Consider the following 21,446-nt stretch of genomic DNA (forward strand, 5'->3'; position numbering starts at 1 on the left):
TAATCGAAAATGGACCAAAGACAGTATCAGGGCCTTTGATCAACAATATTAAAGGTACTATTATAGTATCTTACATTCTAGAAACTTGCAATAATTAATGATAGAGATTTAACCTCTAGTTAAATAGATTAAATTTGAAGGGATATAAATAATTACAAAGAAATTATGGTTGGGTTACACAATTTATTTTTTTCCTATCTTCTTGTTTATCCAGTAAGCTTCGTACCTTTAGTATTACTAACGATGGGTGCTGCTTTAATTCCTGGAATATTTCAGGATAATGTCTTTTATATTTTCTATACCTTAGTCACGATTATTGGGGCAATTTTATTGAATTACTTCTTCAAACGAAATATGAAATTACAAAAGAATACCAAGTTTTCACTGGCAATATTCTTTGCTCATCTGGTTCTGCTCCCTATGACAGCGTATGTAATTCTTATAATGTAATAACCCTTCCCTTTCATAAGAAATAGGCACCATGCATATAATTATTACACTTCTAATTTGAATTTTTCTAATTCTCTTTTTAAGTCAGTGATTAAATCATTTAACTCATTTGCCGATTCGGATACAACAACAATTGCATATAGTTGTTCATCAATGCTTGAGGTAATCTGCTCAGTAGATGCAGCCGATTCCTCACTTACTGAAGCAATACTTTCAACTGCTCTTGAAACATTGTCTTTTGAAGACACCAGTAATTGAATGTTTTCATTTACTTCTCCAATGATCGTTTCAATTCCACTAACTGATTCTGCAATCTTATTAAATGAATCCTCTGTTTCTTTTACAGCATCTAATTGTTCTTTTGCTAATATTTTTGTGCGATCCATTTTTGTATTTGCTTTGTTGTAACAGAAATAATTCCTGAAAGTGTTTGGCGTACTTCTTCAGTAGCTTTCTTTGTTTCTTCTGCTAAAGAACGTACTTCACTTGCAACTACAGCGAATCCTTTACCATGTTCACCAGCTCTCGCTGCCTCAATAGAAGCGTTAAGGGCAAGCAAGTTTGTTTGCTCAGAAATGGGGTTGATAGTTCCGATAATGACTTGAATTTCTTGTACTCTTTGAGAAAGGGTTTCGATAACATCTTTTGCCTGTTCTACTGATGTCTCTGTTTCAACAGACTTCTCTTTTAGCGTTGTAACGCTGCTAATACCCATTTCATTAGATGATACAACTTGTGTAGAAGCTACACTCATTGATTTTGTTTGTTCAGAAAGTAATTGGATCTGTTCAGCCAGTTCCACCGTAGCATTAAATGTTTCATCAGCATCGCTTGCTTGTTGAACAGCACCTCTAGAGATTTCACCGATTGCCTTCCCAATTTCTTCACTGGAAGCTGTCGTTTCTTCAGCTACTTCACTTAGGTTTTGAGAAGTACCAGTAATACTATTAACAGATTGATTAACCTTACCAATTAATTGCTTTAGGTTTGTAACCATTGAAGAGAATCCATTTACCAGATCACCAATCTCATCAGAACGCTTAACTGAATTTACTTCTACAGCTAAGTTACCTTATGCAACTTCTTTTACATGGTTTGTAATAGAGATAAGTGGTTTAGATATTCTCTTAGCAAAGATATAGGATATAACTCCACCAATCTATAGAGAGATTGATAATGTAATCGCTAGTGCCACTAATACTTCGTTTGCACCGTCATTAAAGTCCATTTCATATGTTCCAGCTGAAATAATCCAGCCCCAGTTTGGATCTATCTTATTGTACGTAATTTTCTTTGCAATGGCATTTTCGTCAGTTGGAAGAGCCCAACTATACTCTACGAATCCTCCACCTTCTTGAGCTATTTTGATTTGCTCTTGAACAAATAATGAACCATCAACGTCTTCAGTTTCCCAAACATTTTTACCTTCAATGGTTGGGTGAGCCATTTCTAGACCTTCTTTATCATAAGCAACAAAGTAACCATTTTCCCCTAAGTTAACTGGACTTGACATTGTACACTTACCATCAGGGTTCATTTCTCCAATTAAATATACCTTCACTCTTTCTTGAGCTTCTTGTAAAGATAATTCACCATCTTCTACTTGCTTATTGGCTGAATCAATTAGTTGAATAGCCATCTCTACACCATTTTGTAGTGTCGTTTTTCCTAAGTTGTCCATTTGGTTCTTTGCAATAAAGTATCCTACAGTCCCAATAATGATATTAGGAATGATTAAGACAAGTAGACTTATTTTAAGCTTCATATCATAGCTCCTTCTAACTTCGTTATAGACTCCCCCTTTTTATCGTCAGAATCGACTCACTTATAGCTTAGTAATTTATGGGAAAAAACAAGCATTAAAAAAGACTGTATAAATGAACTATACAGTCTTGGTTCTAATTTAGGATTGTGTCTTTAATGGGATCTAAGAGAGAAGTAATATTGATTGGGTTTTCGCTAGAACCCACCTTCATTTTTACTGAAATAACAGTCTTACCGTCTTCCAATTCTTTTGGCTCTACAATACTAATGCCAATTACTTTAAATTTGTCGTCTTTATCACGTAAATATCGTTGGAACATTTTTGTTTCCCCTTTAATTGTTTAATACATCATTCGTTTTTAGTTAGTAGTTTATGACTATGTATTAGCTAGTATAATATGGATTATATACAATACGTGTATAAGTAACTCTATACACATATTATCATGATTACTATGTTTATGATAAACATCTTTCACTTCATAAAAAGGTAAATTTAACTAATTAACGTATTTTTAAATCAAAAATAGGATTAGCAATGGATTTCTCCTATGCTAATCCTATTTTCCTAATGTATGCGAGTCACATTGAGAATTCCTCGATTCCTGTTATAATATTTACTTCTTTTCAATTGAATATCTTATTTAGGGATTTGAACTGTCTTCAGATGATTAACACCTAAGCCCATCATAACCCGTCTCAATTCAACTACTAATTTTTTATCTAATTTACTTTCATACACTAGGTTGTAGCAGGCTCTCATGCTTTCCCAAGTTGAGGGACTATTACTTAACCTAGGTATACTTTTTAATAAGTTAATGAATTCTGTAACATTTTCCTCTGTAACATTGGTTACAAATTCCTTCTGTAATTGCTTTATTCTTCTTGATGTAGGAAGGTATTTTAAATTTGGACGGATAAAAAGAAAGAAGAAGAGTCCAAACATGATTACTAGTGGTATAAAGGGATATATATTTTCCATTGTTACACTCCTTTGCTAAAGTAGCCTTAAAATTTTATTTATTCTTTCTTGCTCTATTTTCTTTTTAGGTTCATAGTTTTCAATAAATTTATTTAACTGATATTTTGAATTAAATACAGGTGCATGAAAATCATCTAACCTAACATCAACACTTGGATTAGAAAAAAATACACACCCTTCCACCCATGCCCTTGTACCATTGTCTTTTAAATAATTTGATAGTATCCATACTTGCCTTTTTACTTGTTTTAATGGGTTTTTCATTGTATTTGTGTACTCTCCACCTTTTCTTCCAACTTTGTGTTGTGTCCAGGTAGAAGAATCAACATTACCTGCTATTTCTCCATTATGATTTTTGGTTTCCACTATAAAAACACCATTTGGACCTACAACCACTAAGTCTAGTTCAGCGTCTTTTCCGTCATATGAAACTCTGACACTTGATATTCCGGTGTATCCAGAAGGTAATTCAGAAACCGAGTTTATCGCTGTTTTTTCACCCTCAATACCAGAGTTTATACTTTTATATTTATGCCAAAACTTGCCCCCAATTGCAGCGGGGATGATAGCTGTTAAATGCCATATGCCTTCAAAATGATAGCCTTGGGTAACAAATAAGATGCCATAAAGAGCAGTAGGAATAAAAAATAAAATAGATAATAGTAGGTACTTACTTTGAAAATCTTCTAAATGATTTTTATTTTTATGGATCGTAGCCATAGTAGTAATCCTCCTAGTGTAAGTTGGGTGAGTCTTTATAAAAAAAAAGGGTAAGACTACCCTTTTTTTACTTTAATGAAATGATGAATTTCTCAGATTGACCAGGAGTAGGTAGTTTTCCGTTTGCTTTATTTACTAGATTAACATTATCAATGATAAGCTCTTTAGGCTCACCCATTGCATTTGTAAACTTAAATGTATAGCTTTTTGTTACTCCTGCACCTAGCTGTTCCATATGTGGGAAGTTTGCAGTGTACTCCCCCTCGGTTGTTACCAATGTAGCGGTTCCAGCTGTTCCCCATCCAAATGCAACACTGTATTGTGTATTTGTATTTTCAGTATCCATTATTAATAAATACCCATCGCTTTGCTTGTTTACATTAAAATTACTAAATGTAAGATTGGTTGTAACATATGGTTCTATGGAAATGGAGGTTTCTACTTCTGGTTGAGTAGCAGCTACCGACGCACTATCTGTTGATTCTGTATTTTCAGATGCTAATTCATTTTTTATTTCTTCCTTTAGTTCCTCTTTTAATTTATCCTTTTCTGCCTCTGCTTGGAGTTCAGCTTTTACTTCTGCTCTAATTTCTTCTTCTGTTTTTGCTTTCTCGGAGCATCCAGTTAACAATGTTAACACAAATATTGTTGCAATAGTAAGTAGCTTAGTTATATTCATGATAATCTCTCCTTTGTTAAGTTTCCTATTAATTTAAAAGCCACTTGGTGGTGGCATCATTTGTTGTTGCATCTGTTGCATTTGCTGTTGTTGACTCTGATCCATAAATTGTTGATGAGCATTCATATGGTCTTGTAATGCTTGTTGATGGACTTGATTTTGTTCTTGCACCCATGCGAGGTGTTTTTGCATTTCTTCATCTTGTTGAACAAGCTTATTTAATTGTTGTTGTAACTCAACAAAGGATTGAGTATGTTCTTGAGATAATTGATTAGCATCAAAAACTAACTTATAGCCATCCTCTTGTTTTAATAAGCTTAGTGTATTAATTTCTACTTGAATTCTTTCATTCTCCATATTAAGTATTTCTGTTGAATATATAATGGCTCGAGTATCTCCACTTGTAAGTAACTCAATCGTTTCTAAGAAGTTAACTTGAATTTCGTTTGTTTTTAGGTGTTCAGTAATGATCGTTGTTTGTTCCTGAATTAATTTCTCTTGACCTGATACAGCTATTTCTTCGATCAATTTAGTATCCTTGTTATTTAGAAATTTGAAATACCATTTAACTAATTCTTCTTCATTTAGAAGTGACAGTTGGGGCTTGCCTGTCTTTTCACTTAGTGTTTTTATTTGTTCCTCTATCGTTTTTTCTGCATTCCCTTTATCTCCCACCACTTGCTCTTCTAAAGAAGATTTCTCTGAACATGCTGCTAATAGTAGAATAGTAGATAGTAATAATAGACTAATAATTTTCTTCATATTATTTACTCCTTTTTATGAGTATAGGTAATTTTCTCTGTTTCTAGTAGAAGTGTACTTCAAATAAAGAGATAGTGTCAACCATGAATTACAAAATAAAAAAATAAAAAAGTGAAGATTTATTCTCCACTTTTAAGACCTACTGGATTAATTTTTAGTGATGCAGCAATTCGATGAACCATATCAATAAATTCGTCACCATCTAAATATTGATCTAGATTAGACATTTTACAATCAAATAGAACGAATTCTGTTGGCATTTCTACTCCATTTAAGTATGTAGGGTTAACTGGATCATCTAATTCAATAATTCCTCTGATAAAAAAGCTATCAGCAACATGTTCCATTCCGTAACTAAATTCGTGACCCGTCTCTTCCAATACAGATAGGGCTAAGTCAAAACTTGTGAATTTAGTTGTATGTTTATTAAGCCATTCCGTAAAGTCTTTTTCATTTAGAGCTTGGGATAGGTTAACTGAATCCGACATAAATGAATATTCATCTTTATATCGAAATCGATTCTCTATCAGTTGTTCAAAGCACTTTTGATATGATATTGGCACAACTTCTCTAAATGGAATGGGAAATAACCTTGAAATATAGATTTCAAAGGTTCCTGTGTAGGGACCAATTCTATTTTGATTAAATAATTCACCGTAACTTCTAACAACGTTTGTTATTCTCGTGCGATAGTCTTCCATGTACTTGTTCTCCTTGAAAAAAAGTTGCTTACAAAAATTATAATTAATTTAAACAATTGTTTAAAGACTTTGTTTTCAAGACCTAAAACCTTTTGCTTGTAAGAACAATATATTATAGTTAAAATGGTAATCAAGAATTACATATATCTAAGTTTTTTGGTGCTCTTTTAAGGAGGTAGGAATCATTGATTAAAGATGACACTAAACAAACTCTACCTACGATGTTACGCCAATTACGTGGTAAAGAATCTTTACGAAATGCTAGCACTCGGATTGGTATTTCTCATAACTATTTAAGTAATTTAGAAAAAGGAATTGATCCAAGAACCGATAAACCAATTCACCCCTCACCAGATATCTTAAAGAAGATTAGCAAAGCTTACTCCTTTCCTTACGAGGAATTAATGGTGATTGCGGGTTACACTGAATCTGAATCAACTGGTGATAAAATAGACCTCTTGGAATACCTAAATTCTTTTAATGGTTTTACTTGGGGTGGAAGAGAAATTAGTTCTACCAACCAAAAGAAGATTATTACCATAATTAATACCATGTTATTAACTGAAAATGAATGATTTAAGTAGATAATAGATAAAAAGGATGTACTCTAAAGAGTAAGTAGTTCAGTTTTGGAGTGCAAAATTAGAAATAGCAGTCCAAAACGGACTGCTTTTTTAATATGTAATCGGTATATATATTCACTGTTAAAATCGCAGGCTTTTCGTAGATGACAATTTTATAAGATTATTCTGTAAATATGTTATTCTTTAAACAAAGCTTATTCAACTAACGGGAAAGTTTAGTGAAAGAAGAGTTTCTGAATTGAGTTGAGAAATGGAGATGTAATTAGGTAATTAATTAATTTAATTCTTCTAAACCTTTAATAGTAAAGCGAGGATGTGTCATTTTGAGGAAATATGGAATAATTGCTGCACTTATCCTACTTATTGTTATTTTATTAACCTTATATATATACCGTGTGCAAGACTTAGATGATGTACTTAATATTGAACAAGTTGACCGCATTCTTCTGACAACAGAAGAAAGAGAACTTAACGGCGTTGAAATTCCAAGGGTAAGCCAAGAACAACTAAATCAACTTGCTAAATTTTTAAATCAATATCAAGTAAGGTTATCTATGAAAAAGGGTTGGTCTTCTGATTATCCAAGAGAACAGTTTACTCTTCGCATAGTATATAAAAGCGGAGATTATGAGATTTATACCTTCGAACGAGATGTCGTTGCAACAACACGAATTTATAAAGTAGTAAATGATCCATTGGATTATAAATGGATACAGGAGTTTGAGCGTGATCTTAACTCAAATTAAGACGAATTTAAAGGATTACTGGAAGTTGAAATTAATAGCTTCTTCTTAAGCTAAAGGGTGCTTTAGTTGAAGAAAGAGTCACTTTCAAAAAGCGAATTTCTTATGGATTTTAATCCCTATAAGAGAATGAATGAACCATAATGGATAAAATCCGTTATGGTTTTTTGCTGCAATTCGCAAGCGAATTCGCTACATAAATCACATGACTACAATATATATTTCATTGTATTGAAAAGGTATACGAATTAAGGCGTGAAAACACCGTCAAATGTGAATAAATCGTTATTATATCAACAAAAAAGAGCATACGAAATGTGTTGCGAATTCGTATGCTAAAAATATTGTTTTTTCTTAGTTTGCACTCCAAAACTGAACTACTTACTCTAAAGAGTTCATCCTTTTTTTGCTTTTGCCTATTTATTGTCTACTGAGTTATAAAGGTTAGTTAGATTTACTTTGAAACTTGAATATGAGAAATCCGCTTCTAGTGTTTGAGCCTGCAATATAGAACTAATTTTTATCCAATCCTTTTGCAGTCCTTGACTAATTTTATCTTCTTTACTTTGAATAAAGTTTAATTGGTCTTCATGGATTTTTAGAAGATCCTCTATAGTTGCTACAACGGGTTTGTTAATCTCTACTGGTGTAGGTCTGCTCTTTTTAGCACTTGTCCTATTCGTCTGCATGAAGCTCCTATTAGCCATAAACTGAATAGGATCAATAACTCGTTCCTTACTTTTGGTAACTTCCACCGGTTTCTCAATATCTAACATAGCACTATAAACATTATAAGTTTCTATTATCTCATTTGTAGTTAGTTCTTTGCGGTTTAGAGCAATATATTCTTCATGTAAATGGCGATCTGTTCTCCCGTAATCTTTGCGTTCCATACTAGATATATAGAGTGATACATAGCGATTAGCAACACCATCATGTAATCTAGGCAGGGCCTTACAATTGATTTGTTGGTACTTAGGTCTCCATCCTAACTGAGTTAAGTAACCAGTCTGTCCCAATTTAAAAATATAGTCGTATATTGCGAATGAATAGGTTGCCTCGGTTTCTTTCATATACTTTATACGAAACACACCACTTTTCTTTAATTTCCAAAAATCATTTTTCACATTGTCTAACCAGACCTTCTCTTTTTGGTAAAGGTATTTATCATATAGATATAGCTGCCAAACCTGTCTTGGCGTTTCAATTAAAAAGTCATTAAGAGTATATACATTTAAAAAGCCCGGAAAGTTTTCTGCATTAAAGTTATGTTTTTCACAAAGGCGATTAAACAAAGCTTGTTCATTAGGAGTCATCTGTATTCGTAGATAATCCAAATGAATATCAATATGTCGTATATATGATTTACGGTTTGTGTTTATTTGTTGAATAACTAGCTGTTGACGTTCTAACATTCTTTCACGTTCTAGTTGTTGCTTCTTCAACCTTAATTGATATTGTTTTTCTTCTTCTTTTTCCTCTTGTTCCCGTTTCATTTGTTCTATTCTTTCTTCTTCTCGCTTCTTTTTCCATTCAAGTAGCATTTGAAAGTAGTGGTCAGTACCGATTAGATGTCCCCTGATGATACCTTCTTTTAGTTCAAACCTCTCTTCAGAGCCTTTTATAAGTAGACTAGACATCCTCGATTCAAAGATAAATGGATAAATTGCTTTCACTTCAACAGACTCAGTATCTAAGAAGAATAATGACTTAAACTGCTTAAAAATGGCTTCAGAAAGTGATACTAATCTATGTTTTTCTTCATCCACTTCACCGTTCGTTATACCATAGGTATGCACAGAACTACCTAATACCCACACGTCTTGAATTCCAACACTTTTATATAGATTATGTCTATCTAACCATTCGTTACCTGAAATCCTTGAGCACTGCATTTCAACAGCAATTCGTTTTCCATTAGGTAGAATGGCCATGACATCAGCTCGTTGATTTGTTTCTTGGATCTTATATTCCATTTCAACTTGAGCATCTGGAAATAACTCCTTCAGCCAGTTGTAGATTTGTATTTTGCCTTCAAGGTGTTCCTTTGTTTCTGGTTCACTTTCGTATACACAGTTCAGTATTTTATCATGTCTAAAATGAGGTACTTGTTTTTGTCCGGAAAAGAACGTTACAGGCTTTTCACATTCAGAACAGTACAGTACTTTGCATTGTGATAAAAACTTTATTTCTTCAGTGTTTTTGGTTATAGGCGAGATTTTATTCCCGTATTGATCAATGGCAACTAACATTTTTCTTCTCCCATTAGCTGTTTTTATAAATAACTAATTAAGTATTTCACCAAATTTGATGTGAGTCCTCTTTTTATAATGTGAATATACAAGAAAAAAGTCAGCACCTTATGAAAAGGACTGACTTGATGTTTAATTAATTTAATGATTTAGTTGCTGTTTATTTTGGAGTAATTCAAACTCTTTTAGATCATTTGCTCTCTTCAGCTCATGAGCTATGTTAGCGAGTGCTTTTCTAATGCTAGGGATTTCTCCTTCAATTAGCTTTCTTCCACCAATTGTTTGAAAAAATGAATTCATTTTTTATTGCTCCTTCATGATGTATTGCTTAGCTCTTATTTAAATAGAGGGATAACGTTATTATTAGGATTTTGTTTAACTGGCTTTGGTTCACTCTTATTTGATGGAGCGAATCCAGGATATTTATGTCTAAATAAGCGGGTTTCATCATCTGAGCTAAGTCCCATATCTGCCATTGCTTCCATTTCTGCGATAACACTTAATTCATCACTTACTACTGAATGATAATGGTTGGCCGTTATTTCCGAACGCTTACGAAGTTTGATATTGCTTGATAAACCTGCTTTCGCTTGAATCAGCATCTCAGCAAGTGTGAGAGCTGCATCTTGTCTAGAAATAGTCCCGGTCCATCTTACTCTATCTACTTTATCCATCATGTCACTTTGTTTGAGTAATTCTTCTGCTACTGGGTATTTGCTGAAATCTATCATCACTAACACTCCTTTCTTCAATATGACTCTTATATCTATTTCTATAGTAATATGATATTAGTAGTAATTCAAAAAATTATTAGGGCTATTTTAAGTTACGGGGGAAGCAATAATTATGTTGATAACAAAAGGGACATATGTAAGGTGGAACTCAAAAAACAAAAGAAAATTCGTGGAGCTTGGTTACAAATTCACAAAAATGAGGGATTGGCTTCCTGTTAAAGTTGAACATTTGGCTATATACTCTGATACACGTGTAGATGTAATATGTGATTACTGTCTAGAGGAAGGAATTACGGAAAGGAAACATAACAGTCTTTGGAAGGCATATTCCCATTATTTAAAGGAACAGAGATATGTTGAGAAGGACTGTTGTGATAATTGTAAATATAAAAAGTATAGAGATGTATTAACCTTTAAACAACATAAAGGCATGTTAACTATAGATGATGATGGATATTGGACTTTTGAGGAGAACAGATTAAAAGAACTGGAGTCCTTCATTTTAAAACACAAAACCATTCATAAGATGAAAGACCATCCAGAGGGAAAAAAATTATATCATAATTTAACAAATAAGAGACGCCATCAAGATAATACAAGTATTTCTACAATGGCAATTGGAATTGCTATTAAATATGGACTTGAAATTAATGTAGTTGCCCCAAGAAAATCACGTAATTACTATCAAGATGAGTTTGTCTTTTATGAGGCAATTAGAAAAATAATAGCAGAACATAATAATGTATTTCCCTCAACTCCTACTTTACTTAGAGAGTTGAAGGTAGGATTTAATATATTAGAACATCATGGTGGTATTTATGAAATTAAAAGGAAACTTGGTCTAAATAACAAAGAGGATCTAAGAGATAACAGTGGCTTTTATAATTCAAGTAAGTATGAGGTATATGTTGCAAACTATCTTTTTGAAAATAAGATTCCTTATAGCCGAGAAGAATATCCTTTTCAGGGCTATGATTATAGAAGTGATTTTTTCCTTCCTTTGAAGGATGGTGGAGGATTGCACGTAGAGGTTTGGGGGTTCGAGAGGGAGAATACCTCTTCACTTGGTGTTGAGTATAATGCTACGAGAATTGATAAAGAAAAGCACTATGCTGATGTATACAAAAACGCATTTATAAGTATTGAAGGTCCAGCTACCTTTGATAAAAATAGCTATAAAAAGATACAAGAGTCTCTTTATGACGTTTTTTCAAAGTACCTTCACTTACCATTCAAGTATATAGAACAAAGTGTATTTATACCTTCAGGTTTACTTACTAACGAGGAATTGTTTAACAAAGTAATGGAATTGAGTGATGATACTGACTATGTCCCTGAAACAACTACTCTTGTGAATAACGGATATAGACCTTACTATAACGAAATTATTAAAAGATTTGACACTTATGAAGAGTTTGCTAGTACATTTAATATGAAGACTCGATTTAAACGAAGAGGATATTGGGATAAGGAGAAAATACAAGAACTTTTTCTTTATATGTTAGAAAACTATGGATATATCCTAACAAGAACAGAAATTATATCGAATAAAAGCGATGAAAAAATTAAAGAACTAAGTAAACGTATTGCACAAATTGCTGTAATTGACGAGAAACTAGATCTATTTGATTTTTGTATTCGTTCCCAAAAGAAAATTCCAGAAAAAGAAATCAAATGGCTTGTAAATGTCAGTGAAAATAGAGGGGCTACTATAAAAGGGAAAGTTAGTGAAAATCAACAGGCCAAGGCGCAAAACATTCTTAATGAACTGAAGGTAGAACCAGCATTAATTATAAAAAAAGCAAATGATAAGACTATATCAATACTAAAAGAAGAGTTATTTGGCATATTTAAATATATGCTTCTAAACTACGGTCAGATCTTATCTCTAACAGAGTATTTAAATGCTAGAAAAAATGATTACATCCTAAATCGTACAGAGATATATAAAAGAATTCGTAGAAAGAAGTTGTCCATGATTAGTTTAAAGTTAGAGTTTTATCAAAGCTGTATTGAAGAAGGGGTTGCAATTCCTCCTTCGGAAGTATATTGGATTAGAAAAACTGCTCGTGGTATAACCGGTAATCAAGTTCAAACAACTTCTGAGGAAAGAGCTTTTGCTAGAAAACTTAGAGACAAACTGAGGAATTAGAATACAAGTTTCTAAGAGTATGACAAATACTGTTCAGATAAGAAAGAAGACCTTGCAGAAATGTAAGGTCTTTTTGCTTCTTTCTATTCGTAAACATAGTATCTGTTTTTCCCAGTTACTTTAGCCTGATACATCGCACTATCAGCCTCTTTTATTAATTTGTCACTGTCCTTGAGTTTATTACTGTTAAAAGAAATGCCGATGCTTGATGTAATTGATACCTCTATATCATCAATTTTTATTGGAGAGTCGAGCTTCTTAATTATATCTTCAGCAATCTCAAGTGTATTTTCATAATCAATATTGGATAACTGTATTGCAAACTCATCACCTGCTAATCGTGATGCCGTATCATGTTCTCCTACACATTCTTTTATATTCTTTGCTGCTTTCTTTAACAATTCATCACCAATATCATGCCCATAATTATCATTTACTTGCTTAAACCCATCCAAATCAATAAAATCAATAAACATCACCGCTATATCTTTCTCAGACTGCAATGCAGCGTTTAATCGTTCATTAAACAATCGTCTATTGGGAAGATGAGTCAAGCTATCATAGTAGGCCATTTGATAAACAAGTTTTTCAGCATCTTTTCTGGCTGTTATATCTTGAAAAAAGACCTGTACTTTTAAAACACCATTTTCTTCGTATGGAATTCCTTTCATTTCTACATCAATTACTTTATGAGCTAGTCGAATCATTTTTTCTTCTAACGTATCTACAGTTGGGTTTAATTGAATTGAATTCCAACGGTTTCGAAGAATTTCATGATAACTTTGGTCTATTAAGTCCAGTACATTTCGACCAATTAACTCATTCTCTTTCTTTGCTGCAAGAATTTCCATAACAGCTTTGTTTACATAAGTGAGCTTACCAAATTCGTGGATTATGATTCCAAATGGTGATTGTTCCACTAACTTCCGATAACATTCTTCACTTACCTTTAGTTTTATATTGCTTTTCTCATCCAGAAGTGAAGTTACAATGATGGATATTAGGACTAAAAATATAAACAACCCACTCATTACTACCAAAATTAGATTGCTATGTTCACTAATATAGTCATTTCCTCGGTAAATTAGGAACATGGTTGTGGGTTACAAATTGAGCAGCACCCATACCGGTATAATGTAATGAAGAGATAGCTAAACCTAATAATACAGAACCTACTATCCTACTTGTTAATTTACCTTCTCTTTTCTTTGAATAATACCAAAATGAAATGACAAGGACTAAAATAGCAATAGCAATGGATAATAAAAACATTCCAGGTTTATACGTAATTGTAGCTTCCATTTCCATTTAAGCCATACCAGTATAGTGCATTCCTGCTATACCAGCTCCCATTATCAAGCTACTTAACACCAATGAGTATCTATTTTTGGTATGATGCTCAATAAACCAAAATGACAGGATAGAGGTTCCTATAGGTAAAATAAGCGATAAGCCTACTAATTTTAAGTTATATGTCATTGGGATATCTATATGAACCGAGAGCATGCCAATAAAGTGCATGGTCCAGATTCCCCCACCCATTATGACAGAAGCGACAAATAACAGTATCCGGTCACGATTTTTATAAGTTGTCACCCTGCTTAATAAGTGAACAGCAGTATATGAAGTTAACATGGCAATTACAACAGAAAAATAACCAAGTGTAACTGGTGTGTCCAATGATTTCAGTTTCAAATGTCATATAATTACACCTTTATAATTTATAATAGAAATCCTTTCAACAATATATCATCTAGTTAGTGATTTAATTAACGTTATCTATTGTTGACCTTCAACATAAAAAAGCGTCAATCAAGTGATCAACGCTAAGTCTAATAATAGTTACTTATCCTACTTTTTAAAAGAGCATGAAGTATAGTTTTGCTACACCAATTAAACCAAACAACAATGATGTGACCTTTGAAACGAATGAGCCAATTATTTTAGTAATTTTTCTTACTACTATCCATATAGCAAGGATTACAACGATAATGATTGAAAGTGTGTTAAGGGATAAAAACCAGTTAAGTAATTCCATGATGTCTATTTTCCTAATCCTTAATTCTTCTCTATATTTTTACGTATGCTTGTCACGATAAGGGATACAGCATATCCCCCAGTTGCCAAACTAATTAATCGTGTTATTAAGGTAATATATAAATCCACTCCTTGAAGGCGAAGCATCGATTCAGAAATGAATGCTAATACAGATATAGCTAATAAAATGAAGATGTTCTTCTTTTTCATAAGTTAATTCCCAGCTAATTTTATTTTGAGAAAACCTCTTTTAACTCTTCCTTTGTATAACCTATATTTATAGCAGCTACCCGGAATGCCTCACGATTTAAGCACTGCATTAGTTCCTTTTCAATCTTTACAAGCTCTTCTTTTCCTTTTGCTTTATCAGCGGGTGTTCCAATATTTATTAATCCCAGGATCATCACCATTTTTTCGAGCATAATCGCTACTTCAAATCCGTTTTTATCATGAATGGTAGGTTGTTCAATATGGATATCTGAAAACATTGTGATAACCTCCTTATGTTCTGTGTTTGTATCTTCATGTTAGTGCATCGTAAGGATGATTTCTAATTTTCAAAGGCTCTATTTTACTTATCGGCGCTATTAACCTCTGTTTTCTGTTCTAGAATAGATAAAACTTTTGAAACTGCCTCTCGTACTTCCCCTACTCTATTTGCTACGTCTGAAGAGATCCGTTGAAAGATTGCAGGGTTCGCTCCTTCTTCTGTTAATTCATAGAGTCGTTTATGACGGGTATTACTTTCAAAGCCTTCACTATCTACCCAAATTCCCTTTAGAAAACCTTCCTTCTCTTCCATCAATCTCGCAATATCGTAAATATAGCTCACAGACGAATCCCAACCGTATTTTTGCTTAATCTGGTCTCTCATATCTTTTACGTAGAAACGCTTCTTCATGGACCCGTAGACCCCGCTCAGGAGCTCTTTAAGAATGACATACTTAATATGGTCACGAACACTCACTAATTTAGAAAAGAATGGACGATATTCTTCGTTAAAAGGTTGAATCTTACCTTTGGAATGTCCATGTAGATCAGCATGAAATACATCGAGTACCCGCTTCACTTCTGTAAGTTATTCATAATGGTCTTGAAAGAAAGACTGACGAGCATCTTTACCTTGACCAGTAATGGAGTAAATCAGTCTCTTTCCTTCTTCTTGAGTTTGTAGCAATCCTTCATTTACTAGCTTTTTAAGAGTTGAATAAAAATTGGATCGACTAGGTGTGGTGCCTGGTTTTCTTACAATGACACTTCGGTTTTATAGTATTAGTAGGGAATTTATTAGAAAACATCTCATGACCTCTCGCTCTCAACCCGGGAATGAAAATAGGTTCTCTTTACCATAATGTAGATACTACAAACAGTGAGTATATAACGTGGCTCTTAATGGTGGTTTAACCCTGTTTAGAAAACTGTTGGAATGAATTTGGTGCACAACCCATTGTTAGCTCTCTCTTTTATGAGAGATGACTACGAACAGAAAAATGTTCAATTTCAAATTCGTTCCACTGTTTTTGTGGAATACTTTATGAAGGAAGAGTGGAATGGAACTATTATACAAACGGTGTGCGGGTTTAGATGTTCATGCAGAAACAATTGTAGCTTGTGTATTGTTAGGTGAATCTGAAACTGACATGGAAAAGGAGATTGAAACCTTTCCTACTTTAACGAAAGATTTATTTCGCCTATTAAAGTGGTTAGAGGGAAAAACAGGTTACCCATATTGCGATGGAAAGCACCGGGATTTATTGGAAACCTGTTTACAATATTTTAGAAGATTTCTTTGATATTACCTTAGCTAATGCACAAAGAATTAAGAACGTTCCAGGTAGAAAAACAGATGTTTCAGATGCAGAATGGATCGCCAAATTAAGACATGGCTTGATTGAAAAAAGCTTTGTTCCTCCTGAAGACTTTCGTAATCTTCGTGATTTAACACGCCTTAGAAAGAAGTGGATTGGACATATGACATCTGAAAAGAATCGGATTCAGAAGGTACTCGAGGCTTCGAACATCAAATTGGGAACCGTTATTTCAGATGTATTTGGTGTTTCAGGAAGAAAGCTCTTAGAAAAATTAATGACGGAAGGTTATATAGATTCGGAAGAAGTCGAACAGAGAATCCACGGAAAGATGGAACATAAGAGACAATTAATTACCGATTCATTATTTGGAACATTGAATGATCATCAGATTTTTCTTATCAAGCAATCTTGGATGCACATTGTAAACCTGGAAGAATTAATAGCTGAAATTGAGAAAAGAATCGATGACGTTTTAGTAAAGTATCAAAAAGAAGTAAATCTTCTTATTACAATGCCAGGTATTAAGAAAGACACAGCTGCGGTTATATTGGCTGAAATAGGTCTGGATATGATTCAATTTCCAACCTCTAAACACCTCACCTCCTGGGCAGGTTTGTCACCTGGTAATCATGAAAGTGCAGGGAAACGAAAGACTTCACGAACGATGAATGGAAATCCACACATAAAATCTGCTTTATGTGAAGCTGCCTGGGCTGTTTCACGAAGTCGAAATAAAAGATTATCAACTAAATATTGGTCATTGGCTGCGAGAAGAGGAAAGAAAAAAGCACTCGTTGCGATAGCACACCGAATGCTTACGATTGTCAATCATATGCTTTTAAACAAGGAACCCTACAACGAGACACCCGTAAACTAGCAGTATAGACAAACAATAAAAAAGTTATACGAGAAACCTTAAATTAAGGTAGCTCTACTTTCCTATTGTAAAAATTTGATTAGTATTAGGATAAACAGTTCGGGTGAAGTTTAAACCCGATAATTATTTTCACAGAAAAAGAGCCAAAAAAAGAAGGATACCTATTACTCTAGGTTCCTTCTCCTTATTAAAATCCGCCGACAGAAGCCTCACGCAAATGAGTCTGTTCAGGTATTTGATTGACAACATATTTACCAATCTCAATGGATGCAGTGGCAGCCGGTGAAGGTGCATTACACACATGAATACTTTTTTTACCCTTGATAATATGAAAATCATCAACAAGGCTACCATCTGCTTTAAGTGCTTGAGCTCTTACACCAGCTGGAGCTGGTACTAAGTCATCTTCTGTAATCTCAGGAATTAATTCCTGAAGGCTCTCTACAAATCTCTTTTTACTGAAGGAACGAGCCATTTCATCAAGACCTTCCTTCATATATTTACTTGCAAGCTTCCAAAATCCACCGTAAGACATTACTTCAGCAAAATCCTTGATATTGAAGTCAGTTTTTCGATATCCTTCTCGTTTAAAGCTTAAAACGGCATTTGGTCCGGCGTCTACCTCTCCACCTATCATTCTCGTAAAATGTACACCTAAGAACGGAAAATTCGGATTGGGTACAGGATAGATGAGATTCTTAACTAGCCCTCTTTTTTCCGGCTTCAGCTTAAAATATTCACCTCTAAACGGTACAATCTTGGTATCAGTAGCATACCCAGTCATTCTTGCAATTCGATCACTATGTAAACCAGCACAATTAATCAACATGTTCGTTTGGTAGGTCGCATTATTCGTATCAATGAAAACTCCGTCATTCGTTTCTTTAATATTTGTCACTTCTTCAAATACTTTAACTTCTCCACCATTTTCTTTAATAATAGTAGCAAAAGCTTCCGAAACTTGTTTATAATTAACGATTCCGGCCATTGGTACATGAATAGCTCCAAGACCCTTCACATGAGGTTCAATTTCCTTCAGGCGGTCGGAATCGATTTTTTTTATGTTTAGTCCATTCTGTAAACCGCGGTCAAAAAGATTATCTAATAACGGAAGCTCTTCTTCCTTCGTTGCTACAATTACTTTTCCACAAATATCATGCTCAATATTATAACGCTGACAAAACTCGGTCATGGATTGGCTACCTTTACGAGCAAATTGGGCTTTAAAGCTACCCGGCTTATAATAAATACCTGAATGAATAACCCCACTGTTATGTCCCGTTTGATGTGATGCAAGTGTTTTTTCCTTTTCTAATAATAGTACCTTAGCATTTGGAAAACGTTCTAGTAACGCCTTACCAACCGATAAGCCGACAATTCCTCCTCCAATTATGGTGAAATCATACATGCTGTCTCCCCCACCTTATCTATTTTTTATTTGACAAGCCTCTGCTAATAATTCAACAAGATGAACCACACGGATCTCCTTTGTCATACCTTTACGCTCTACACCAAGTTTCATTTGCAAGTGACATCCTGGATTCGTTGTTACAATGACACTCGGCTTTACTTCTGCTACAGTAGACATTTTCACGTCTAATATATCCATCGATTCTTGATAATTTACAATATTGTAGATCCCAGCTGAACCACAACACATATTCAGACTAGGAAGCTCTTGATATTGGATGCCTGGTATAGATAATAATAATTGTCTCGGTTCCTTTACCCTCTTTTGAACATTTGTCATGTGACAGGAAGGCTGATATGTTACTTTCTCGTTGATCTCTTTTGTAAAAGGTAAGGAAAGCTCGTTTAAAATGACACTAATATCAACATTCTTCTCTGCAAACGTCTTTGCTCGTTCACTCCAAACGGGATCGTCCTTTAATAGGTGGTCATATTCTACTAACGCAGCACCGCAACCACCAATACTATTCACAACAAAATCAAATTCATATTTCTCAAAAGCTTCAATATTCTTTTTAGCAAGTTCTATAGCAAGCTTTCTCTCACCACTATGGTTTTGTAAAGCACCACAGCAAGTTTGTTCTGAGATCACTTGAACTTCACAACCAGCTTTTTGTAAAAGCTTGATACTAAGATCATTAATACTAGTAAAGACAGCATCCATCACACAGCCTGTAAAAAAGCCAATCTTATACATCGTTTTTCCTTCAGGCTTTACATGGTTTTTCCTTTTCTTTTTTAACGGGGAGTCTACTTTTGGAATGATATGGTCAAACGCAACCATGGACTCAGGCAATATTTTGTCAACCATTCCTGTTTTATGGGCTAGTGCTTTCAACCCTGTTGTTTGGTACATGTGTAAGCCATAGCCAACAAAATTCAGCATCTTTTTATTAGGAAATGTCATTTCAAAAAGGGCTTTACGAAGCAACTTTGTACGACTACTAGTAGCATCCTTTTTATCTTCATAGATGACTTCTTTGGCAGACTCAAGGATTGCTCCATACTGAACATTGGTTGGACAGGCAGTTTCACAAGCTCGACAGCCTAGACATAGCTCAATTGGATCTTCTAGTTTAGATAGAGGAATTTTTCCTTCAGCAGCCATTTTCACGAGATTAATTCTACCTCTAGGAGAGTGAGTCTCCTTGCCCATGGTCATATAAGTGGGACAAGAGGGAAGACAATAGCCACATTGGACACAACTAAAGGTCTCTTCATAAGCAAGGCCCGGATAAGTTATTTTACTATTCATGATGCAACACAAGCTTTTGACCAGGCTCTGGGAAAATCTTACCTGGATTTAATATATTGTTAGGATCCCAGCTTTTCTTAATTCGTGTCATCATATCAATGCCTGCCTTTCCAAGCTCCATCTCCATAAAAGGGGCTTTCATTGTACCAATTCCATGTTCCCCTGAAAGTGTGCCTCCTAGCTCAACTGCCGCTTCAAAAATCTCTCCAACTGCCTGCTCAACACGCAGCATTTCTTCTTTATCCCGCTTATCTGCAATAATGTTGGGATGTAAGTTTCCATCACCTGCATGACCAAATACAACAAGATCTACCTGATATTTTTCTCTAATTTCTTTTAATCTCTTAAACATATCTGGTATTTTACTTCTTGGAACGGTTGCGTCTTCAGATATTTTAGTAGGTTTAATACGGACAATAGCTGGAGAAACAAGCTTTCTAGCTTTCCATAGCTCATTTGCTTCGTGATCTGTTTGAGCTACCTTTGTTTCTCTTGCTCCCACCTCTTTACACACCTGCTGTACCTTCTGCATTTCATAAGAAATAGCAATTGGATGTCCGTCAAGCTCAATTAACAATATTGCTTCAATATCCGTCGGTAGTCCAAGAGGTTCATATTCTTCAACAGCGATGACTGAAGCCTGGTCCATGATTTCCATTTTGGCAGGTACAATTCCTGAAGTTAAAATTTTTGAGATGGCCCTTCCTGAATCCACTAAGTCATCAAATATGGCCATCATCGTCTTTGTCGCTTGAGGTTTAGGCACTATCCTTAAAATAGCCTCTGTTATTACTCCAAGTGTCCCTTCTGACCCAACAATAAGCTTCGTTAAATCATACCCGGTTACATTCTTAACCGTTCTTCCACCAGTACGGATGATTTCTCCTTCCGGTGTGACGACTTCTAATCCAATCACATAATCCTTTGTTACACCGTACTTTAATCCCCTTGGTCCCCCTGCATTTTCAGCAAGATTTCCACCGATTGTCGAAACACTTGAGCTACTTGGGTCCGGTGGATACATCATTCCCCACTCGTTCGCTGCTTTATGTATATCTGCTGTTAACACTCCTGGTGAAACAATAGCGACCATGTCCTCTACATCAATTTCTAATGTTTGATTCCACCTAGCAAAATCTAGAACAATTCCTCCCTTAACAGGAAGAGGACCTCCACTTAAACTAGTACCTTGTCCTCGTGGACATACAGGTATTCTATATTGATTGGCAAGCTTCATAATTTCAGATACTTCTTTAGTTGACAATGGCTGAACCACAACATCTGGTAGATGAATGCCAAAGGATGCGTCAAAGGAATAACTATATCGGTCCGCTTCATTTAAAAGCACCCTCTTAGGATCTCCTACGATTGATATAAGTTGTTCAGTGATTTCAGGAGAGAGCTCCGCCATGTCTACTTCACCTCATCTGTCTTAGATTTTTTCTATTAAAATATGACCCTAGCAAAAAAGAA

Annotated in this window: 25 protein-coding genes and 1 pseudogene; 4 read left to right on the plus strand and 22 right to left on the minus strand. The window is 34.4% G+C overall.

Annotated features, from left to right (window positions below):
* Positions 1-494 precede the first annotated feature (494 nt).
* From LT143_RS00150 to LT143_RS00190, 9 genes are all read right to left on the minus strand, one after another.
* Positions 495-836, minus strand: a complete 342-nt coding sequence (locus LT143_RS00150; RefSeq protein ID WP_246938517.1) for a hypothetical protein — start codon at positions 834-836, stop codon at positions 495-497.
* Entirely contained in the window at positions 815-1,447 is a 633-nt protein-coding gene (locus LT143_RS00155; protein ID WP_246938518.1) for a methyl-accepting chemotaxis protein, read from the minus strand. The genes LT143_RS00150 and LT143_RS00155 overlap by 22 nt, the downstream gene beginning before the upstream one ends.
* Positions 1,448-1,609: 162 nt before the next feature.
* Positions 1,610-2,215: a cache domain-containing protein gene (locus LT143_RS00160; protein WP_246938519.1), complete on the minus strand. Its 606-nt coding sequence runs from the start codon at positions 2,213-2,215 to the stop codon at positions 1,610-1,612.
* Positions 2,216-2,348: 133 nt separating this feature from the next.
* Positions 2,349-2,534, minus strand: coding sequence for a hypothetical protein (locus tag LT143_RS00165; RefSeq protein ID WP_246938520.1), 186 nt, complete (start codon positions 2,532-2,534; stop codon positions 2,349-2,351).
* Positions 2,535-2,854: 320 nt separating this feature from the next.
* A complete protein-coding gene (locus tag LT143_RS00170; RefSeq protein WP_246938521.1) occupies positions 2,855-3,196 on the minus strand; it encodes a preprotein translocase subunit YajC in 342 nt (113 codons plus the stop codon).
* Between the two features lie 15 nt (positions 3,197-3,211).
* Positions 3,212-3,916 carry a nuclease-related domain-containing protein gene (locus LT143_RS00175; RefSeq protein ID WP_246938522.1) on the minus strand — a complete coding sequence of 235 codons (705 nt, stop codon included), beginning with the start codon at positions 3,914-3,916 and terminating at the stop codon, positions 3,212-3,214.
* A 67-nt stretch (positions 3,917-3,983) separates the two neighbouring features.
* Complete coding sequence (locus tag LT143_RS00180) at positions 3,984-4,595, minus strand: hypothetical protein (RefSeq protein WP_246938523.1); 612 nt, start codon at positions 4,593-4,595, stop codon at positions 3,984-3,986.
* A gap of 33 nt (positions 4,596-4,628) precedes the next feature.
* Positions 4,629-5,357, minus strand: a complete 729-nt coding sequence (locus LT143_RS00185) for a hypothetical protein (RefSeq protein WP_246938524.1) — start codon at positions 5,355-5,357, stop codon at positions 4,629-4,631.
* A gap of 119 nt (positions 5,358-5,476) precedes the next feature.
* Positions 5,477-6,058: a hypothetical protein gene (locus LT143_RS00190; RefSeq protein WP_246938525.1), complete on the minus strand. Its 582-nt coding sequence runs from the start codon at positions 6,056-6,058 to the stop codon at positions 5,477-5,479.
* Between the two features lie 185 nt (positions 6,059-6,243).
* Here LT143_RS00190 and LT143_RS00195 point away from each other — a divergent pair, with 185 nt between their 5' ends.
* Together LT143_RS00195 and LT143_RS00200 are read left to right on the plus strand one after the other, a co-directional pair.
* Positions 6,244-6,633, plus strand: coding sequence for a helix-turn-helix domain-containing protein (locus LT143_RS00195; RefSeq protein WP_246938526.1), 390 nt, complete (start codon positions 6,244-6,246; stop codon positions 6,631-6,633).
* A gap of 332 nt (positions 6,634-6,965) precedes the next feature.
* Entirely contained in the window at positions 6,966-7,388 is a 423-nt protein-coding gene (locus LT143_RS00200) for a hypothetical protein (RefSeq protein WP_246938527.1), read from the plus strand.
* A 413-nt stretch (positions 7,389-7,801) separates the two neighbouring features.
* Here LT143_RS00200 and LT143_RS00205 read toward each other — a convergent pair whose 3' ends face one another.
* The 3 genes from LT143_RS00205 to LT143_RS00215 form a co-directional block, all read right to left on the minus strand.
* Positions 7,802-9,637, minus strand: coding sequence for a competence protein CoiA (locus tag LT143_RS00205; protein WP_246938528.1), 1,836 nt, complete (start codon positions 9,635-9,637; stop codon positions 7,802-7,804).
* A 141-nt stretch (positions 9,638-9,778) separates the two neighbouring features.
* Complete coding sequence (locus LT143_RS00210) at positions 9,779-9,937, minus strand: hypothetical protein (RefSeq protein ID WP_246938529.1); 159 nt, start codon at positions 9,935-9,937, stop codon at positions 9,779-9,781.
* 35 nt (positions 9,938-9,972) lie between these two features.
* Positions 9,973-10,368 (minus strand): hypothetical protein, encoded by a 396-nt coding sequence (locus LT143_RS00215; protein ID WP_246938530.1) that lies wholly within the window; start codon positions 10,366-10,368, stop codon positions 9,973-9,975.
* Between the two features lie 115 nt (positions 10,369-10,483).
* On the opposite strand from LT143_RS00215, the gene LT143_RS00220 reads away from it, so the two are divergent.
* Positions 10,484-12,523 (plus strand): hypothetical protein, encoded by a 2,040-nt coding sequence (locus LT143_RS00220; protein WP_246938531.1) that lies wholly within the window; start codon positions 10,484-10,486, stop codon positions 12,521-12,523.
* 83 nt (positions 12,524-12,606) lie between these two features.
* Here LT143_RS00220 and LT143_RS00225 read toward each other — a convergent pair whose 3' ends face one another.
* The 7 genes from LT143_RS00225 to LT143_RS00255 form a co-directional block, all read right to left on the minus strand.
* Complete coding sequence (locus LT143_RS00225; RefSeq protein WP_246939116.1) at positions 12,607-13,554, minus strand: sensor domain-containing diguanylate cyclase; 948 nt, start codon at positions 13,552-13,554, stop codon at positions 12,607-12,609.
* A gap of 37 nt (positions 13,555-13,591) precedes the next feature.
* Positions 13,592-13,825, minus strand: a complete 234-nt coding sequence (locus LT143_RS00230) for an MHYT domain-containing protein (RefSeq protein ID WP_246938532.1) — start codon at positions 13,823-13,825, stop codon at positions 13,592-13,594.
* Between the two features lie 6 nt (positions 13,826-13,831).
* The gene (locus LT143_RS00235; protein WP_246938533.1) at positions 13,832-14,218 is read right to left on the minus strand and encodes an MHYT domain-containing protein; all 387 of its coding nucleotides are present in this window, start codon (positions 14,216-14,218) and stop codon (positions 13,832-13,834) included.
* Positions 14,219-14,381: 163 nt separating this feature from the next.
* Entirely contained in the window at positions 14,382-14,561 is a 180-nt protein-coding gene (locus LT143_RS00240) for a hypothetical protein (protein ID WP_246938534.1), read from the minus strand.
* A gap of 20 nt (positions 14,562-14,581) precedes the next feature.
* The gene (locus LT143_RS00245; protein ID WP_246938535.1) at positions 14,582-14,770 is read right to left on the minus strand and encodes a hypothetical protein; all 189 of its coding nucleotides are present in this window, start codon (positions 14,768-14,770) and stop codon (positions 14,582-14,584) included.
* A 20-nt stretch (positions 14,771-14,790) separates the two neighbouring features.
* Positions 14,791-15,048: a hypothetical protein gene (locus tag LT143_RS00250; protein WP_246938536.1), complete on the minus strand. Its 258-nt coding sequence runs from the start codon at positions 15,046-15,048 to the stop codon at positions 14,791-14,793.
* A gap of 83 nt (positions 15,049-15,131) precedes the next feature.
* A complete protein-coding gene (locus tag LT143_RS00255; RefSeq protein WP_246938537.1) occupies positions 15,132-15,629 on the minus strand; it encodes a PadR family transcriptional regulator in 498 nt (165 codons plus the stop codon).
* Between the two features lie 481 nt (positions 15,630-16,110).
* Here LT143_RS00255 and LT143_RS00265 point away from each other — a divergent pair.
* Positions 16,111-17,248: pseudogene (locus LT143_RS00265) on the plus strand (IS110 family RNA-guided transposase).
* Positions 17,249-17,435: 187 nt separating this feature from the next.
* On the opposite strand, the gene lhgO reads toward LT143_RS00265, so the two are convergent.
* The 3 genes from lhgO to LT143_RS00280 are packed head-to-tail and all read right to left on the minus strand — an operon-like array spanning position 17,436 to position 21,384.
* On the minus strand, positions 17,436-18,656 hold the full coding sequence (gene lhgO, locus LT143_RS00270; protein WP_246938539.1) for an L-2-hydroxyglutarate oxidase: 1,221 nt from the start codon (positions 18,654-18,656) through the stop codon (positions 17,436-17,438).
* 15 nt (positions 18,657-18,671) lie between these two features.
* Positions 18,672-19,973, minus strand: a complete 1,302-nt coding sequence (locus LT143_RS00275; RefSeq protein WP_246938540.1) for a (Fe-S)-binding protein — start codon at positions 19,971-19,973, stop codon at positions 18,672-18,674.
* Positions 19,966-21,384 carry an FAD-binding oxidoreductase gene (locus tag LT143_RS00280; RefSeq protein WP_246938541.1) on the minus strand — a complete coding sequence of 473 codons (1,419 nt, stop codon included), beginning with the start codon at positions 21,382-21,384 and terminating at the stop codon, positions 19,966-19,968. Before LT143_RS00280 ends, LT143_RS00275 begins: the two co-directional genes overlap by 8 nt.
* Positions 21,385-21,446 lie beyond the last annotated feature (62 nt).

Origin of the sequence: Bacillus pinisoli, assembly GCF_023036475.1 — a bacterium.
GTDB lineage: Bacteria > Bacillota > Bacilli > Bacillales > SA4 > Bacillus_BS > Bacillus_BS pinisoli.